Origin of the sequence: uncultured Desulfovibrio sp. (assembly GCF_944327235.1) — a bacterium.
In the GTDB taxonomy this organism is placed as follows: Bacteria; Desulfobacterota; Desulfovibrionia; order Desulfovibrionales; family Desulfovibrionaceae; genus Desulfovibrio.
In genome coordinates, this window is record NZ_CALVHE010000060.1 from 1 (window position 1) to 15,358 (window position 15,358).

Annotated in this window: 10 protein-coding genes; 5 read left to right on the top strand and 5 right to left on the bottom strand. The window is 60.0% G+C overall.

Translation table 11 applies throughout. The features are described from left to right. Nucleotides 1-260 precede the first annotated feature (260 nt). The 4 genes from Q0K00_RS08720 to Q0K00_RS08735 all read left to right on the top strand — a co-directional run bounded on the left by Q0K00_RS08720 (nt 261) and on the right by Q0K00_RS08735 (nt 4,147). Complete coding sequence (locus tag Q0K00_RS08720) at nt 261-2,729, top strand: hypothetical protein (RefSeq protein ID WP_297228636.1); 2,469 nt, start codon at nt 261-263, stop codon at nt 2,727-2,729. Beyond that, nucleotides 2,729-3,298: a hypothetical protein gene (locus tag Q0K00_RS08725; RefSeq protein WP_297228638.1), complete on the top strand. Its 570-nt coding sequence runs from the start codon at nt 2,729-2,731 to the stop codon at nt 3,296-3,298. The genes Q0K00_RS08720 and Q0K00_RS08725 overlap by 1 nt, the downstream gene beginning before the upstream one ends. Before the next feature lie 206 nt (nt 3,299-3,504). Beyond that, entirely contained in the window at nt 3,505-3,696 is a 192-nt protein-coding gene (locus tag Q0K00_RS08730) for a hypothetical protein (protein ID WP_297228640.1), read from the top strand. Beyond that, nucleotides 3,665-4,147, top strand: coding sequence for a hypothetical protein (locus tag Q0K00_RS08735; protein WP_297228642.1), 483 nt, complete (start codon nt 3,665-3,667; stop codon nt 4,145-4,147). The genes Q0K00_RS08730 and Q0K00_RS08735 overlap by 32 nt, the downstream gene beginning before the upstream one ends. Nucleotides 4,148-4,848: 701 nt before the next feature. On the opposite strand, the gene Q0K00_RS08740 is transcribed toward Q0K00_RS08735, so the two are convergent. The 5 genes from Q0K00_RS08740 to Q0K00_RS08760 all read right to left on the bottom strand — a co-directional run bounded on the left by Q0K00_RS08740 (nt 4,849) and on the right by Q0K00_RS08760 (nt 12,769). Then, nucleotides 4,849-7,404: a glycosyltransferase gene (locus Q0K00_RS08740; protein WP_297228644.1), complete on the bottom strand. Its 2,556-nt coding sequence runs from the start codon at nt 7,402-7,404 to the stop codon at nt 4,849-4,851. Continuing rightward, a complete protein-coding gene (locus tag Q0K00_RS08745) occupies nt 7,394-8,272 on the bottom strand; it encodes a glycosyltransferase family 2 protein (RefSeq protein WP_297228646.1) in 879 nt (292 codons plus the stop codon). The genes Q0K00_RS08740 and Q0K00_RS08745 overlap by 11 nt, the downstream gene beginning before the upstream one ends. Nucleotides 8,273-8,274: 2 nt before the next feature. Further along, nucleotides 8,275-9,543 carry a lipopolysaccharide biosynthesis protein gene (locus Q0K00_RS08750; protein ID WP_297228648.1) on the bottom strand — a complete coding sequence of 423 codons (1,269 nt, stop codon included), beginning with the start codon at nt 9,541-9,543 and terminating at the stop codon, nt 8,275-8,277. Continuing rightward, nucleotides 9,540-10,619: a glycosyltransferase gene (locus Q0K00_RS08755; protein WP_297228650.1), complete on the bottom strand. Its 1,080-nt coding sequence runs from the start codon at nt 10,617-10,619 to the stop codon at nt 9,540-9,542. The genes Q0K00_RS08750 and Q0K00_RS08755 overlap by 4 nt, the downstream gene beginning before the upstream one ends. 1,172 nt (nt 10,620-11,791) lie before the next feature. Next, entirely contained in the window at nt 11,792-12,769 is a 978-nt protein-coding gene (locus Q0K00_RS08760; protein WP_297228652.1) for an FkbM family methyltransferase, read from the bottom strand. A gap of 1,582 nt (nt 12,770-14,351) precedes the next feature. On the opposite strand from Q0K00_RS08760, the gene Q0K00_RS08765 reads away from it, so the two are divergent. Next, nucleotides 14,352-14,549 carry a hypothetical protein gene (locus tag Q0K00_RS08765; protein ID WP_297228654.1) on the top strand — a complete coding sequence of 66 codons (198 nt, stop codon included), beginning with the start codon at nt 14,352-14,354 and terminating at the stop codon, nt 14,547-14,549. The last annotated feature ends 809 nt before the right edge of the window (nt 14,550-15,358 follow it).

Consider the following 15,358-nt stretch of genomic DNA (forward strand, 5'->3'; position numbering starts at 1 on the left):
ACGCCCTGCGCCACGCGGACAGGGGTGTACGGGGGTCGTAGGGGGTGTAGAGGGGCTTGCCCCTCTCACCCCCTGCCCCCCGCCGGGAGGCGACCAAGCCCGGATGCCGGGCAACATCCGCAAGCCAGCGGGCAATAAAAAGAAAAAGGAAAGCCCCGCCGGGAGGCTACCAAGCCCGGATGCCGGGCAGAATCCTCTATCCAGCGCCGGAAAGAAAAAGGACCGAAAAAGGAAAAAACAGGAAATAACGGAGCGATACCATGACCTTGGCGTCGGATATGCAGCGCATCGACAAACAACGGGCGCAGATGGCCGAAAGACGGGCACAGGAAGAACGTCGCCGTGACGAATACCGGCAAAAAGCCGCCGAAACGGCGGCCGCCGCTGTGCGTTCGTCGCTGCATGTGGCGCAAAACGTCCTCAACGGCGGGGAGATATCGCCGCAAATGGCGGCCCGCGTGGACCAACCCCGCTACCAGACGGGATGCGAGAAGCTGGAGAACATGATACCGCTCCCACAGGGCGGCATCACCAAACGTCCGGGCCTCGACTGCCTCGGCGGCACAAGCGCCGCCACGGACGGGGGAAACGACGCGGCCCGCTTCCTGCCGTTCATCTTCTCGGCCAGCGAGAGCCGGATGCTCGAACTGATAAGCACGAACGCGGGGACAACGGTCAACGTCTGGCTGTCGGACGGCAGCCTGTACAAGACGGGCGCGGCATCCCTCCCGTACCGCCCGGCGGAACTGCCGGGACTCTGCTTCGCCCAGAGCGCGGACGTGATGTTCCTGGCCCATCCCAACCACCCCCCGGCCAAACTCTCACGCTACGCGGACGACGACTGGCGTTACGAGCGCATAGACTGGCTGCCGTCCATCGTCGCGCCGCGCATAGTCGAGGCCGTGCCGGTGGGCAAGATACCGACCGGCGAGAACAGCCGCACGAACTACAGCTATGTGGCCACGGCCATCGACGCCGCCACCGGGGAGGAATCCCCCCCTTCGCCCGCCGTGACCGTGGAAGATGTGGCCCCGCTCTCGCAGAGCTATTTCATCCGCATCTCCCTCTCTCGGGTGGAAGGCGCGGGCGAGTACCGCATCTACAAGAAAAAGGGCGGCGTTTTCGGCTACATAGGACGCCTCCCCGTGTCGGATGAGGTGCTTGTCGAGTCTGTCCTGCGGCTGGACGGCGTGCCGCTTCCCGACGGCCGTCGCATGAGCGGCACGTTCCGACAGGCTCCGGGCCGCTATCGGTGCACGGTCACTGTTCGTACGGGAAACAGCATCGGCGGCGGCACGACCCGCAGACTGGAAGCGACGGTCAGCGAAGATACCGGCGGCCGCATCCTCTGGCGCGACGACAGCACAGGGGCCATGCTGCTTTGGGCGGCTGACCCGGCGGAAGGGGAGGGGACGCCCTCAGGCGCGTGGAGCTGGTACGTCGTCGGCTCGTCCTCGTCGCTGACCGGGACCTTTGCCGTACAGCGCACGGACTGGGGCTGGGCCGACGACGCGCCGCGCACGGAAGGCGCGAGCCTGAGCGAGGAAGTGGTCTCCGGCCTCTCCTTCGAGGACAGGAACTTTGCCGCCGACACGGAGGACACGCCGCCCGCCGCCCGTGATCCCTTTGACGGCGAGGGCAAGTATCCGGCGGTGGTCTTTCTGCATCAGCAGCGGCTCGGCTTCGCGGCCTCGAACAGTCAGCCGCTGACGGTCTGGCTGTCGCAGGCGGGGAATTTCGAGAGCATGGCGGCCAGCATCCCCCCGTCCGACGATGACGCCATCGAGGCCACCCTTGCCGCCACGCAGGCGAACCGCATCCTCTGGTGTCAGTCCGACCGCAACGGGCTGGCCCTCGGTACGGAAGGCGGGGAATGGATACTTGCGGGCGCGGACGGCGGGGCCGTCACCCCGTCCAGCCTGTCGTTCCAGCCGCAGACGTTCTACGGCGCGCAGCCCTGCCTCCCGGTCCTGCGGACGGGCGGCGGCCTCGTCTACCTGCAACGCGGCGGGCGCGTGGTGCGCGGCTTCGGCTACGATTTCAGCGCCGACCGCTACGAATCCGGGGACCTCTCCCTCCTCGCCCGGCACGTCCTGCGCGACAGCCCCGTCGTCTCGTGGGCCTGGCAGGCGGAACCGCATTCCATCATCTGGTGCGTGCTGGACGACGGCACGCTGGCCGGTCTCACCTACATGCGCGAGCATGACGTCATCGGCTGGCATCGCCACTCCACCCCCGGCGGGACGTTCGAGGACGTGGCCGTCATCCCCGGCCCGGACGGCAACTCGCAGATATGGTTCCATGTGACGCGCGGCGGCGTCCGCTACGTCGAACGGCTGGCGGATCTTTACGAGGGCGGGACCGGCCGGACGCCTTCCCATGTGGACGGCCCGGACAAGACGCCTTTCCCGGCCCGCTGCATCCCCTGTATGCCGGAGACCACGCTTGAGAACGGGTCCAGCATCATGCGCGTCCGCAAACTCAATGCCGTGAAATGCCGCGTCATCGACTCCAGCCCCTTCACGGCCAGAGTGGGGGACGGCCCGCTCATGCCCGTTCCGGCTCGCGGCGCGGGACAGGTGTCCCTCGCGGACTGGGCCGTGCCGCTGGCGGGCGGCTGGCGCGACGGCGGCAAACTGGAACTGGTCTTTGACGGCCCGCAGCCGGTGACGCTGCTCGCCGTCCTCATCACCGTGGAACTCGCGGACATGACAGGAGGTCAAGGATAATGGGAAGTCTGGAAGCACTGCCTCTTGCGCTCGTCGCGGGCGGCCTGACGGCTGCCGGTTCTCTGGCGTCATCGCAAACGCAGGCCGCACAGCAGAGGGCGCAGGCAAATGCCCTGCAGGCGCAGGCGAACGCCAGCCGTCAACAGGCGGACATCCAGCGGCAGAAAGGCGAGATAGAGGCGCAGAAATACGACCGGCAGCGGGAGCAGCTCCGGCGTCAGTTCAGGGAGACGCAGGGGCGGGACCGTTCCCTGCTCGCCGCCGGGAACGTGGATATGGGCAGCGGCAGCGCCCTGGACGTGAGCCTCGGCAACATCGACCGCTTTGCCGCCGACGTGGGGGAGAACGCCTACCAGAAGGCCCTTGCCCGCTGGGACGCCGAACAGCAGGCAAAGACGCTGGATTTCCGGGCCGATACCTACGATGCCCGATCCTCATACCTCAACAGGGCGGCGAACAACATCGGCGCGTCCCTCCTGACGGCGGGGCTTTCCGGCCTGAACTCCGGCCTTCGCTTCTACCGCATGGCGGGCGGCGACCTCCCCGGCTTGCTCGGCAAAAGGAAGTAGAGCGATCCCACAGTGAAAATGCGGATCGCTCCGGTAGTCCTCTCGCGACTGCCCGCAACCGAACACGCGGAAAACCCGCGCTTTCCCCACGAAACGACAGGCCGCATGGTTTGTGCTGCGAAGCGCTGCAAACGGAAAATGCGCTAATGTCAAGTTGAATTTTTACGCTGATATCAATATACTCCATTGCTCATCAGGAGGTAGCAATGATGAACACCCAGAAGCGGGTCGTAACGCTTCAGCTTGTCCGGGATGCCAATAACGCGGCCATTTCCGGCAAGCAATATGCAAAGCATATTCGCGAAGCTGCCGAACGCTTGCCGCGTTTTACCGCGGAAGAGATAAACTCCGCATGGGCAAAAGCAAATGGCCGATCCGAACAAAAAACATCGGTATAGTTTTATTTATAATGATCTTGTAAGCGGCGAAAATGATTTTGTCGGACTGGTCGCGTACAGTATCTACAAAGAAGAAAAGATTGCCTACGTCAAGGCGTTTGAAGAAAAGGAAGGAAGAGAACCGGAGCCTTGCGAGCTTGAAGATTTTCATACCTTGGCCCGGCAACGAGTCGCACAATACACGGAACTTGCGGAAAACAGAGTGAGCAACTTTGGGCAGCTTCTTTACGGAGAACGCCTTGAAGCTCTGGAAGAGGAGCGCGCGAGGACGCTGAAAAGAGAGATAGAAAAAATCTCTCCCTCATGGTGGAGGGGCGTATCCCAAAGTATCGTGGGATCGTTGATCTATACCATCATGCTTGGCGTCATCATCATGGCGATCCTTTGCGCGCAGCACGGAGCATCCTGGATATTGAAAGAATGTATGGATGTCTTGATGCCACCCGCATAGAGCGTTTCGCCTTTTTCTAAGGCAGAATTCGGGGCGACGACACGACGCCGCCCCGGCCCGAACCAGACCGGATGCCCGCGCTTTCTCCGCGAAACGACAGGCCGCATGGTTTGTGCTGCGAAGCGCTGCAAACGGAAAATGCGTCTGCGACGCGAAGCGGCCCAAACGGGGGATGCTCACGGAGCGGGACGCCTCCCGCACCTCCCCCGGATACCTCACCTCCGCCGGATACCTCATCCCGCCTGCCGCAAAGCCGCCTTGACCCGCATGAGGTGGGCCTTGCGGCAGCGCAAAAAAAATGCCCGCTCTGTGAACGGGCAAAAAATGAAGCGTTGGCAGGCTAGTGCCGGGGTCTACTTCCCCTTTACTCCTTTACTCAACGCTTCCAGTAACACCGTATACACCGAAGCCGATCCGGTCAAGCTGCGGGAGGCGCAGCCGACGCTGTACCCGCCGGGACGGGGCAAGGGGGAAGTTTTGCTCATTCCACCCGGAGACAAGAGGCTTAGAGCGTTTTGCCGTTGAAAAAACAGGAAGGCGGGGCGACGACACGACGCCGCCCCGCGCCCGAACCAGACCGGATGCCCGCGCTTTCCCCGCGAAACGACAGGCCGCATGGTTTGTGACGCGAAGCGCTGCAAACGGAAAATGCGTCTGCGACGCGAAGCGGCCCAAACGGGGGATGCCCACGGAGCGGGATGTCAGATGTCCGGGTCCTTGTCCTCCAGGACACGCAACCATTCGGGGAAGAGTTTTTCCAGAGAGAAATCATCGGCTCGCATCAACCGAAGGCGGCGGGATTCCTCGGTTCGGCCAAGGGCGATGGTCTTTTCCAGCCCGTCGGCCAGGGCGGTCGCCGTCCCCTCGACGAGCAGACCGACACGTCCATTTTGCAAGACCTCCGCCGGTCCGCTGGGACAGTTCACGGAGACCACAGGCAAGTCGAGCGTCAGCGCCTCGATGGTCACCAGCGGCAAGCCTTCATAAAGCGAGCTGAGCGCCAGCACGGTCGCCTGACGCATGAGCGGATACGGGTTCAGGAATCCCGGCATGAGGACGCTCTCGGCTGTTCCCAGTTCCCGGATCTTTTGCGTCAGCAGGGGCCGCTCGCTGCCTTCACCGACGATGCAGCAGCAGACCGACAGGCCGCGTTCTCGCAGCAGGGCGTGGGCCTCAAGCAGCAGGGAAAAATTCTTCTGCCGTTCCAGACGCCCCACTGCCAGGATGACAGGCCCCCGGGCCATGAAGCGGGCAACGTCCGGGGGGAGGGGGAGAAGGGACCGCTCCCTGATGGCGGCCAGGTCCATGGGATTGTAGATACGTTGAAAACGGCTCGCAAGACGCGGCCAGAGCGCGCGTGAGGAGTGCAGGATGCCGTCGCTGACGCAGACCACGGTCCGGCTGCGCCGAATGGCCAATGCCATGAGCGAGAGATAGAGCGGACGATACGCGCGCGACTTGCCGTCAAGATAGCCGGCGATGTCCTTGTGCAGCCAGCCCACGGCCCTGCCCGGCGCCAGCAGGGCCGCTCCCAGCATACTTTGCAGTTCAAGGCTGCCCACGACCACGGCGGCCTCGGCGGTCAGTTTTTCCACCCGCGGCAGGAAGAGCAGCCGCGAAAGAGCGCCGGGGCGGGAAGGCATGGAAAAGTCCACACCGTCCGGCACGGCCTGCGGCAACAGGGGCTGATGGCTCAGGCAGGCTATGTTGACCTTGCGACCGTGCCGCGCCAGTCCTTCCGCGAGGAGAAGGGCCATTTTTTCCCCGCCGCCGCCGAAACTGTGCATGATGATGCAGCAGCCCGCGCGCTCACGGCGTTGCCGCGCCGACCAGTGCAGGGAAATGCCCAGGAAGCAGGCGACCGGCAGGAGGAAGAGCGCATTGCGCGGATCATATGAGGCCAGCAGAGTGGCGCACCCCATGACGATCCAGGCCAGACACGCCGGTGCGGCAAAGGCCAGCGACTCGCTGCGGGGGAATCTGTCGCGCAGGCGGTAGAGGTGCAGACAGAGCCCCCCCGCGCCGCAAAGCAGCAGGAGGGTGCACGGGATGCCGTACCTGCTCGCAAAGGCCAGCAGCGCGGACATCTCGCCGGTAGCGCTTTTTTCCCAGATAGCCAGTTCGGGATCGGCAATGTGATCCCGGTAGTCTTTCTGCTGGTAGAGCAGGGGCAGGTAGGCGTCGCGCCCGACCCCCAGGAGGGGGGACTCCGCAAGTATCGGCAGGCTCGCGCGTGTGACGACGGCGCGCGGAGCGGCGCTGGAGAGATAGCCGTCCATACGGACGAGCAGGCTTGTATATCCCTGCGGGATGAAAAAGACCATGCCGAGGAGGCACGCGAGGGCAAGCAGGCCGTAGGATATGATGCTGTACAGGCGCTTGCGCGCGATGTGCAGGCAAAACCAGATGATGACGGCGATGATGAGCAGGAGTTGCCCGGTGGTGGAGCGACATGCGGCCAGCATGAGACAGCAGCCGGCGAATATGGACCAGGCGAGGAGCTTGCGACGCCTGTCCCCGGATCGTTGCGCCCTCCCCAGCAGGCCGACCGCCAGAGGGAAGAAGAATACCCCGATATGGGAAGCCAGCATGGACGCTTCTTCAAAAACGGCATTGATGCGCGGCAACGTCAGGGCATATGAACCGCCGTGATAAAAATCGTATACGCCATTGCGCCAGCGGGCTTCCAGAAAGTCCGCCAGAAAATGCAGGGGCCGGTGCACGATGCCAAGGATCGCCTGCGACAACGGGTCGCTGGGGTAGTTTTCCGTGGTGTAGGGCGCCCCATCGGGAGAACGCAGGTAGACGAAGAGCGCCTGAAGCAGGAAGAGCAGAAAAATGAAGAAAAACAGGGCTATGGCGCCCCGAAGCAGGGCGATCCGACATGCCCGCTCGCGCGTCAGCAGCCGGCCGACCAGGCAAAAGACAAGAAGAAAGGGCCACTGCGCCACCAGTTTGACCAGCGAGCGTGCCGTAAACGTGAGTTCGTCTCCCGGCGTCAGCAGGTGGGCGCTTTGCCGGCAGGCCACGGCCTGGAGCAACACGAACAGCGCGAGGAACGGAAGAAAGGGACGAGCCAGCGCCCAGGCGTCGGCCATGCTCCAGAGCCCGCGCCACCATGTCCAGGCCAGAAAGGGCAGCAGCAGCCACATGAGCAGATGCTGCAAATGATAGTTGGGGATGTCGGTGATCCAGACCTGCCAGGCCGCCAAGGGGAAAAGGAAGAAAGATGAAAGGCGCAGCAGCTTATCGTTCATAACTTTCTCCTATCATCCGCAGGGTCGTGGCAAGATAAAAATGGAGTTCGCGCGCAAGCTGGACAAGGGATACTGAACGCCGGTGGCGCAGGAGCAGCCGCAAGGGGTAGTACAGACCATGCAGCAGGCAAAGGCGACGGTAGACGGAGAACAGGCGCGGAGGACAGGCCGCATGGCGCAAAAAGAGGTGGAGGTCGTCCAGCGCGGCAAAGATCTCATGGCGCAAGCGCAAGGCGCCGGAAAGGCTCCCGGGGCGACGCACATACTGGTAGAGGGCTTCGGGGACAACACCCATGCGTGGGGACCGGCTGCACAGCTTCACGGCAAAGGCCATATCTTCTCCGATGCGGCAGCGGCTGAACCGTATCAGCTCTTCACGCAGAAAACGTGTCCTGTATATCTTGTTGACGGGCGCATAGAGCAAGATCTTCTGGCGCAACAGGGAAGCATTGTCGCAAACGTCGGCGGGGAGGAGCTTCTTCGACGATGTTGGGGCAATGACATCGATCCCGCAGACGACCATATCAAGGCTATCGTGCGTGATGCGATCGTACAGCCGCGACAGGAAATGAGGCGACAGGCGGTCGTCGACATCCATAAAGGCAAGGAATGCGCTGCGGCAAGCCGCGATGCCCGCATTCCTGGCGATGCCGGGCCCGCTGTTCGCACAAAGCTGTATGATGCGAACACGAGAGGGGTGTTTTTCCTGCCAGAAAAAACAGCGTTGCACGGTATCGTCCGTCGAGGCATCGTCAACGAAGATGATCTCATCCGGCAGCCTCCGTTGTGCAAGCAATTGCTCCATACACACATCTATCCATTGGGCGGCATCGTGGACAGGAACGATGATGGCAACATTCGTCGGCATGGTTATGTTCCACTGTTGCGAGACTGGAAGAAAGGGATCTGTTCGGGACAATGGCGATAGATCCCCATGCAGAGGATGATGAAGATACATCCTTCCGCCAGCAGGGGGAGCGCGGCGGCGCCGGGGAGACCGAAAAAAAACGTCAGCGTCAGGGCGGTGGGGATGCTCACCACGGCGGCACAGATCTGCGCCAGGGTGACGACGTGTTCCTTTCCCTTGGGAACGAGCAGTTGGGGCCCCAGTATCTGGTTCAGGCTCAGCAGGGGGATGACAAGGGCCAGGAGGCGCAATATCAGCACGGCGTCCTCGGACGCCTGGCCAAGCGCGAGCTGGAGGATGGCCGGGGCAAGCAGTTCCACCAGGGCGCATCCGCCCGCTGACGCCAGCAGCGCCGCAAGGAGCGCCATACGCTGCAGACGAAGTCGGCGCGCGGCATCATCCAGGCCATGCAGGGCGCAGATCTCCGGGAAGAGCGCCTGGCTCAGGGGATTGCTCATGCTCACGATCGCCCGGCTGATCTTGTCCGCGGCCAGGAAGAGCCCCATCTCCCGAGCGGGCAGGATGCCGCCGATGCCGAGTTGCGACCAGTTGGAGTAGGTCTGCCCCGCGATGCCCCCCACAAAAAAGACGCGGGTCTCCCGCAGAAGCGCCAGAGCGCCGCTCACTGTGGGACGAAAGCAATAGGCGCGGCATGTCCGCAGACAAAGCAGCCCGTAAGCGCCTATCTTGCTGAGCGCCAGCAGGGCAAGGTAGAGCGAGGCATCTTCCGGTCCGCGGATGAGCACGACCATCAAAAGCAGGAGCAGAGCCGTACTTGCCAGATCATAGACGGCCAGACGGCGCAGGCTGTCGTCATCCTTCCCCTGAAAGAACCAGAGGGGCGAAAATCCGCGCGCGATCCCCGCCAGGGATGCCCAGAACATGGCCAGAGGGCTGAAGGAAGGGTGCGGGAAAAGAAAAAAGAAAAGGACGCCTCCTCCGATCAGAGGGGGGAGCAGGAGCGCCTTTGCCAGCAGGCCATGCCACCAGAGGCCGGAAAGAGCCTCTCGCCGCCCGCGCTGCCGGGCGACGCAGCGTACCCCGCCCAGGAGGAACCCCCAGTCCAGCACGAAGGTCATCACCAGCGTCACCACGCCGAGATACATGACGATGCCGAATGACTCCTTGCCCAGCGTCCGGGAAAGATAGGGCAGCGCCAGCAGCGGAAGCAGCATCTGCGCGGCCTGGATGGACCCGAGGGAAAAGACTTTTTCCAGGAAACGGCGCATCATCCACGGGGCCGCATGGGCACGGTCTTTTCCGCCAGCGCTGTATAGATGCGCGTGTATCGACGGCGCAGCAGGGCGGGATCATGGACTTTTCGCACATATTCGGCAGCGTTGCGCCCCATGCGTCGGCACAAGTCCGGATCATGCAGCAGGATGCGGAGCAGCCGTGCCGTCTCCTCGGGGGAGGAGGCCAGAAAACCGTTTTCCCCGTGGCGGATGATGGCCCTGTTGGCCGGGATGTCGGAAGCGACGATGGGCTTTTCCAGGGACATGGCTTCCAGAAGGGTATACGCAAGTCCGTCCCAGAGCGTCGGATGGAGCACCGCCGTCACGGAAGCGAGCTCCCGCAAGGCTTCCTGCGGAGAGAGCCAGCCGCTCTTTTCCATGAAGGGAGGAAGGACGTCGCTCGCCTTGTCGGCGCCGATCCATATCCACGACGCTTCGTTTTGCAGGAGGGTCGCCGTCTCCACGGTCCACGCGATGCCGTGCTGAGGCGTCAGCCTGCCGCAGATGCCCACCCTGGGGAAGGATGGCGGCCGGCTGGGGGGCTGGCTGTGATCGGAAAGATCCAGCGCGTTGCGCACAAGAAAGACGGGATGCCCCGGGCTCGAAAGCCCGCGCGCCAGGAGGAATTCCTCTTTCCCGCAAGCGATGGTCGCCGTGCCGCAACGCGCCAGCAGGCGTTCGAGCTGCCGGAGGAGGCGGCGTTGCCAGGGAGACATATCCGTACGCAGAAAGCCGTATGCATGGGGTGTATACACGCACGGGAAGCCCGCAAGTCTCGCCGCCACGCGCCCCAGGATGCCCGCGACGGACGAATGGCAATGGACGACATCGGGACGCAGACGCTCCATTTCCCCTTTCAGGGCCAGGATGCTCCGCAGCAGACGAAAAGGGTTGCGCGAGCGTCGGATATCAAGGGGGACAAGCTGGATATCTTCACGAAAAAGATGCCGGAAATCCCTGGGCGTTTCCTTGCAGCGACTGTAGATGATGCTGTGCTGAAAGTTGTCCAGCGTTTTGGTCAATACTGTCAGCGCCTTCAGCGTCCCGCCGCCAAAGGATTCCACAATGTGCATGATGTGCCGAGCGTTGTTCGGTGAGGAGATCGTTTGAGAACCCATTATACGGTCTGGCTTTGATAGAGGGGGGCCACGTGATGGCCCAAAATAAAAAGTTCCTATGGCTTCCCCGGAAGAGATCCTGAAAGTTTTTTATCCTTTTATGGGGAAATAAGAACAGTGTTCCATGCCTTCACGGTACGAGCGTACCCGGTATCGGCATGGGATCCGTCCTTAGAAGATGTCCGGCATATATAGACTGCTGATCTAGTTTTCTCCAAAGAATACAGCCCAGAGCAAGATAAGGCAGACCCATGAGATCGACGAGACAGCAACGTGCTCGAAGACTTCGGGACCCTTTCAATCAGGCGAATGTCCGTTCCCCTACCCGACGATGTGCGGGATCACTCTGGCGTTGCCGGACTTCTTCTCCCCGGCTGCGGATATGTATGTCCCTCAAATCCGTTAACGTAAACTTCTTCGCCGGCTCGTGGATGAGCCTACCCCTTGCCCAGACAAAAATGGCGAGCATCGGCTCCCGTAAACCAGCCGCCCACTTCCCGGGAGTTGTCCAGGCTCGCTCCGATCAGGCGGCTATCTGCAGCACGGGCCCCTGCTACCGTAAGCCCCAGAGGGGTCCCCTGACCATCCACATGGAGATGGATATTTCCGCCACTTCGCCCTCTGCTGTCGGGTCGCGTCCGAGGCCCTCAGCCGCTGATCTCTTGCGAGCGCGTCGGGGCTTGCCGCAGGTGCCGTCCATAGCTTGCCATTGGGCGTCGATACCGACTTTTTCGCCATACTCTGTGAGAAGTATGCGAAGCATCTCCGCCATGAAACCCGTTTTGTTCCAGCGCTGGAAGTGCTCGTACACAGTACTTTTTGAGCCATACACACGGGATGTGTGGCCCAGTGGCATCCTCTGCGGTATTTGTAAAGGATCCCGGCGAGGATTGCGCACTGTGGAAGCAGCTTGCTGCCGCCACGCCTTTTTCGCTTGAACGGGAGGAGAAGGGGGATCGATACGTTCCCACAGCTCCTCAGGCCATAACGAAAATCAGTCTGTTCCAAGAGTCGTCAGCATTTTTTATCAAAAAAATGCTGACGTGCTCTTCTTTCTTCGCTCGATCACAGATTTGTGTGGAAAGTTCCGATCTATCAAGCTGGAACTGACATCAGCAACGGATCTCCTAATTTATTTCTGTCGGATATGCAAAAAGTGTGACTCCCCAAATATTATCAGGGAAAGAGACCTTGTTATGTATCTCAAATGAATAATTCAAATCTTTCGTGTACTCTTCAAGTAGCGGCTTGGTTTCAAAAAATTCAAATGGAGAATGATAAATTGCAAAAGAGCAAACAGGTCTAAATTTTTTTATGATTTTTTCCATGCCCTGCAAAGCCGAGATCATGGATCCCTCGATATCAGCCTTTATGAAGCCGATCTCTCTCTCTCTCTCTCTCTCTCTCTCTGGGATATCGTTAAAGTAAAAGTCATCTAGAGATACAAAATCCACGAGATCAGCATCATCTGATCCTATATACTCTGACACACCTTCATACTGCAGATCACGAATCTTTTTCTGGCAAGAAACGTTGCTCAATCCCTTTTTTACAAGTTCAAATTTGTCGCAACTCACGTTATTCATCTGCATCGTCAAAAGATAATTTTTGATATTCGTATCTGAGATCTCAAATGAGAATATCTTCGAGGGGTTATAGGGAAGCATGACCAACACGCTCTCCCCAATATAAGCTCCCCCATCTATGAATATTTTTCCTTGCAAGTATTCTTTGAATTTATCGCTTCGATCAGATAAAGAATGATGAAAAATCAATACTTCAGCATCATAGGAAGGATAAGGGAATTTATAGTTCTCCATAAAATACTGATAACGCTCAATTGTCATCAGGCTATTATAACAACACCTGGAATCTGCAAAATTTTTATTCAATTCCTCTTCATCATAAAAAAATACATTCTTGTACTTGGCATCCGGCAAATGCAAGATCTTTTTTAAAGAGGAATTTACTACATCTAGGGAATTCTCATCCAAATTCTTCTTTAAATTAAAGATTTTTTCAGACATATTATTTGTCAACAGGTATTCTTTAAAAGAACTTGGCAAATAATCGATCATGCCGCATTCAAAATTTTTGATCCTCATTGGGTTTCTCCTTTGTCTGTCGAGTTGCGTCCGAGGCACTCAACCGCTGATCTTTTGAGAGCGCGGCGGGGCTTGCCGCAAGATGCCGTCATGCCACCAGCGTTGTTCCAGCGCTGGAAGTGCTCGTGCATAGTACTTCATGAGCCACACACGCGGGAAGCATGGCTCATGGACATCCGCTGAGGCATTTGTAAAGGATCTCGGCAAGGATTGTGCTCTGTGGAAGCGGCTTGTTGCCACCACTGTTTTCCGCTTGAACGGAGCAAGATGGGACTCGATGTACCCCCAGTTCCTCAGGCACATCAGGAAAATCTGTCTGTTTCATGAGACAAGCTTCCCATTATTTTAACCAAAAAATTGCCGGACATACTTTTGGTCACATCACGGCTGGCTGACAACGAGTATCCCCTGCGGGGATAGGACCCGCAACCCCCATACTGCGCTTGATCCGTCAGAGCATTTTTCGAGTGAAACGCTTTGCGCTCCTCTCTATACGGTCTGTTGTTTCGCGAAAAAAGCGGTCATTTCGCTTGGTTTGGATCGGGCGGCACTATCCCGCCGCCTCGTGTGTCGTCTTTTTCAATGGCGAAACGCGCTAAACGAAACTCTTGCTCAACAGTGTACGGACGTATGGAGAGCGTACAAAAAACGAGATCTCCATCATATACACTGCAATCTACAACTAATTGTATATTAGGAGCAGGCTGCCAGATGCAGCGGGTGCTGTCAAGGTTTTTTCCTGCCACAAGGCAGAGATCTGCGTATATCCACCGGTGAACAGGGAAATGGAGGTTGCACGGGGCGGAGCGAGCGTTGCGACGCGGATCGACGCTGCGCCTGTCGTGGCCGTGGCGCAAGTCAAAAAGGCCGCTTTGGGAGGGACGCATCCCACTCTTCCCCGGGCAGGGGACCCTTTGGTTGCACAACGCGCTTCACAACGAGGCCAAAGCGGTGAACATAGCATAGCCGCGGATATCGACGAAGGAAAGCCGTTTCTTTCGGCGGACGGGGACGGTCTGCATCAGGCCGCGCTGTACGAACAGACGCCCCTTGGCGATGCGGCCCGCGCCAGTCTGGAGCGGGACATCCGCGATCTCGGCGCGGCGGTGGACAACATCGCGGCGGCGGGGAAAGCCTCTCGGCAACCTGTCAAAATGCTGGGAAGGAGAGCGGCGGCATCCCTGCCAACACTTGGTCTGTGCGGCAGCTCAAAAAAATGCCCGTTATGTGAACGGGCAGAAGGGGAAGCATTGGCGGGACATCGGCTCCGGAGCTGCTTCTCCTTTGGTTGTCCCCTCCAATGTTTCCAACAACACAGTATACACGGACGCCGATCCGGTCAATCTGCGGGAGGCGCAGCCGACGCTGTACCCGCCGGGACGGGGAAACAGCCGCGCCGGGCGGCGCGGAAATCAGGGGATACATCGCCGCCGTGAAGACGTATCATGACGCCCTGAGATACGAAAGCGAACACGGCAGGTCGGTGATACGCCCCAGCTTGAGCGACCGGTACGTTTTTCCGGCAAGGGCTGGGGAAAAATACACGGGCGCGCAGCCTGAGAAATGGAAGCTCTTCCCCGGATTGCGGGAGATCATCGAAGCGTCCACACGGATACGGACGGAAGCGGCGAACAAGCCGCGCAAGAGCATTTTGCCTTTGAAAAAGGCCAAATGCGAGGCGGCGGCACAGCGCCGCCCGGCCGAAACCAAGCGGAAAAACCGCGTTTTTTCCGCGAAACGACAGGCCGTATGGTTTGAAACGCTGCGCGTTTCAAACTGAAATTGCTCAAGGACGGTTCCACGCGCTTGCACTGGGTGGAAAATACCGTCGAGCTGGACGGAATCTTGCGCCGTGTGGGGCTGATGCCGACGGAGGATGCGGAGGGCAAGCTGTTCTCCAACCTCACTGTCGATGTGGAGGCCCGGGCACAAAAAAGCGGTTCCTCAAACTTACCCAGTCACTCAATACCGGGGGAATCGGAACCGCTTCACCAGAGCGCTACCGCGCCTGTTGACAAAAAAACTACCCGCTCCCGGCGACGGCGTCAATCTCACGTTCCTGAACGGCGCGGCGGACGGCCGGAGCGGCGCGCGGGGCAGGGCCGGAGGCTATCCCCGCGCAGCGGGAGCGCTGGTAGCTCCCTGCGGGTATACGTCATGCGACAGGGACGCCTTTCGCCACGCGGACGTTTCCCCCGGATGCTCAAGATGTGAACGGCTTTTTTCGCCGTCGTCATGAGTGCGACATTTCCCCCGGAAGCTCAACGCCTCTCCGACACAGTGCACCGACTCAACAAAGGAAAGCCGCCTTTCCCGACCCTCATCAAGGGACGCTGTAGCATTTGCGGAGTGGGAACGACGATTCCGCTTGTTGACGCAAGCGGGGCAGGGCGCGGAAGATGGTCCCCCGACGGGGTGAGGGAAGAGGAGGGGGGGCTTGTTTCCTTCTTTTTTTTCGTCGCTGGATAGCGGATGCTGCCCGGCATCCGGGCTTGGTCGCCTCCCGGCGGGGGGCAGGGGGCAGGGGCTTACGCAGCCCCTTGCCCCCTACGACCCCTTACCCCGCGTTGGGGTCACCATCCCTGACGG

Bases quoted from the DNA above. Each gene is read 5' to 3' on its own strand.
- Q0K00_RS08735 (WP_297228642.1), top strand. From the start codon at position 3,665: ATGGCCGATCCGAACAAAAAACATCGGTATAGTTTTATTTATAATGAT.
- Q0K00_RS08755 (WP_297228650.1), bottom strand. From the start codon at position 10,619: ATGCACATTGTGGAATCCTTTGGCGGCGGGACGCTGAAGGCGCTGACA.
- Q0K00_RS08760 (WP_297228652.1), bottom strand. From the start codon at position 12,769: ATGAGGATCAAAAATTTTGAATGCGGCATGATCGATTATTTGCCAAGT.
- Q0K00_RS08730 (WP_297228640.1), top strand. From the start codon at position 3,505: ATGATGAACACCCAGAAGCGGGTCGTAACGCTTCAGCTTGTCCGGGAT.
- Q0K00_RS08740 (WP_297228644.1), bottom strand. From the start codon at position 7,404: ATGAACGATAAGCTGCTGCGCCTTTCATCTTTCTTCCTTTTCCCCTTG.
- Q0K00_RS08720 (WP_297228636.1), top strand. From the start codon at position 261: ATGACCTTGGCGTCGGATATGCAGCGCATCGACAAACAACGGGCGCAG.
- Q0K00_RS08745 (WP_297228646.1), bottom strand. From the start codon at position 8,272: ATGCCGACGAATGTTGCCATCATCGTTCCTGTCCACGATGCCGCCCAA.
- Q0K00_RS08750 (WP_297228648.1), bottom strand. From the start codon at position 9,543: ATGATGCGCCGTTTCCTGGAAAAAGTCTTTTCCCTCGGGTCCATCCAG.
- Q0K00_RS08725 (WP_297228638.1), top strand. From the start codon at position 2,729: ATGGGAAGTCTGGAAGCACTGCCTCTTGCGCTCGTCGCGGGCGGCCTG.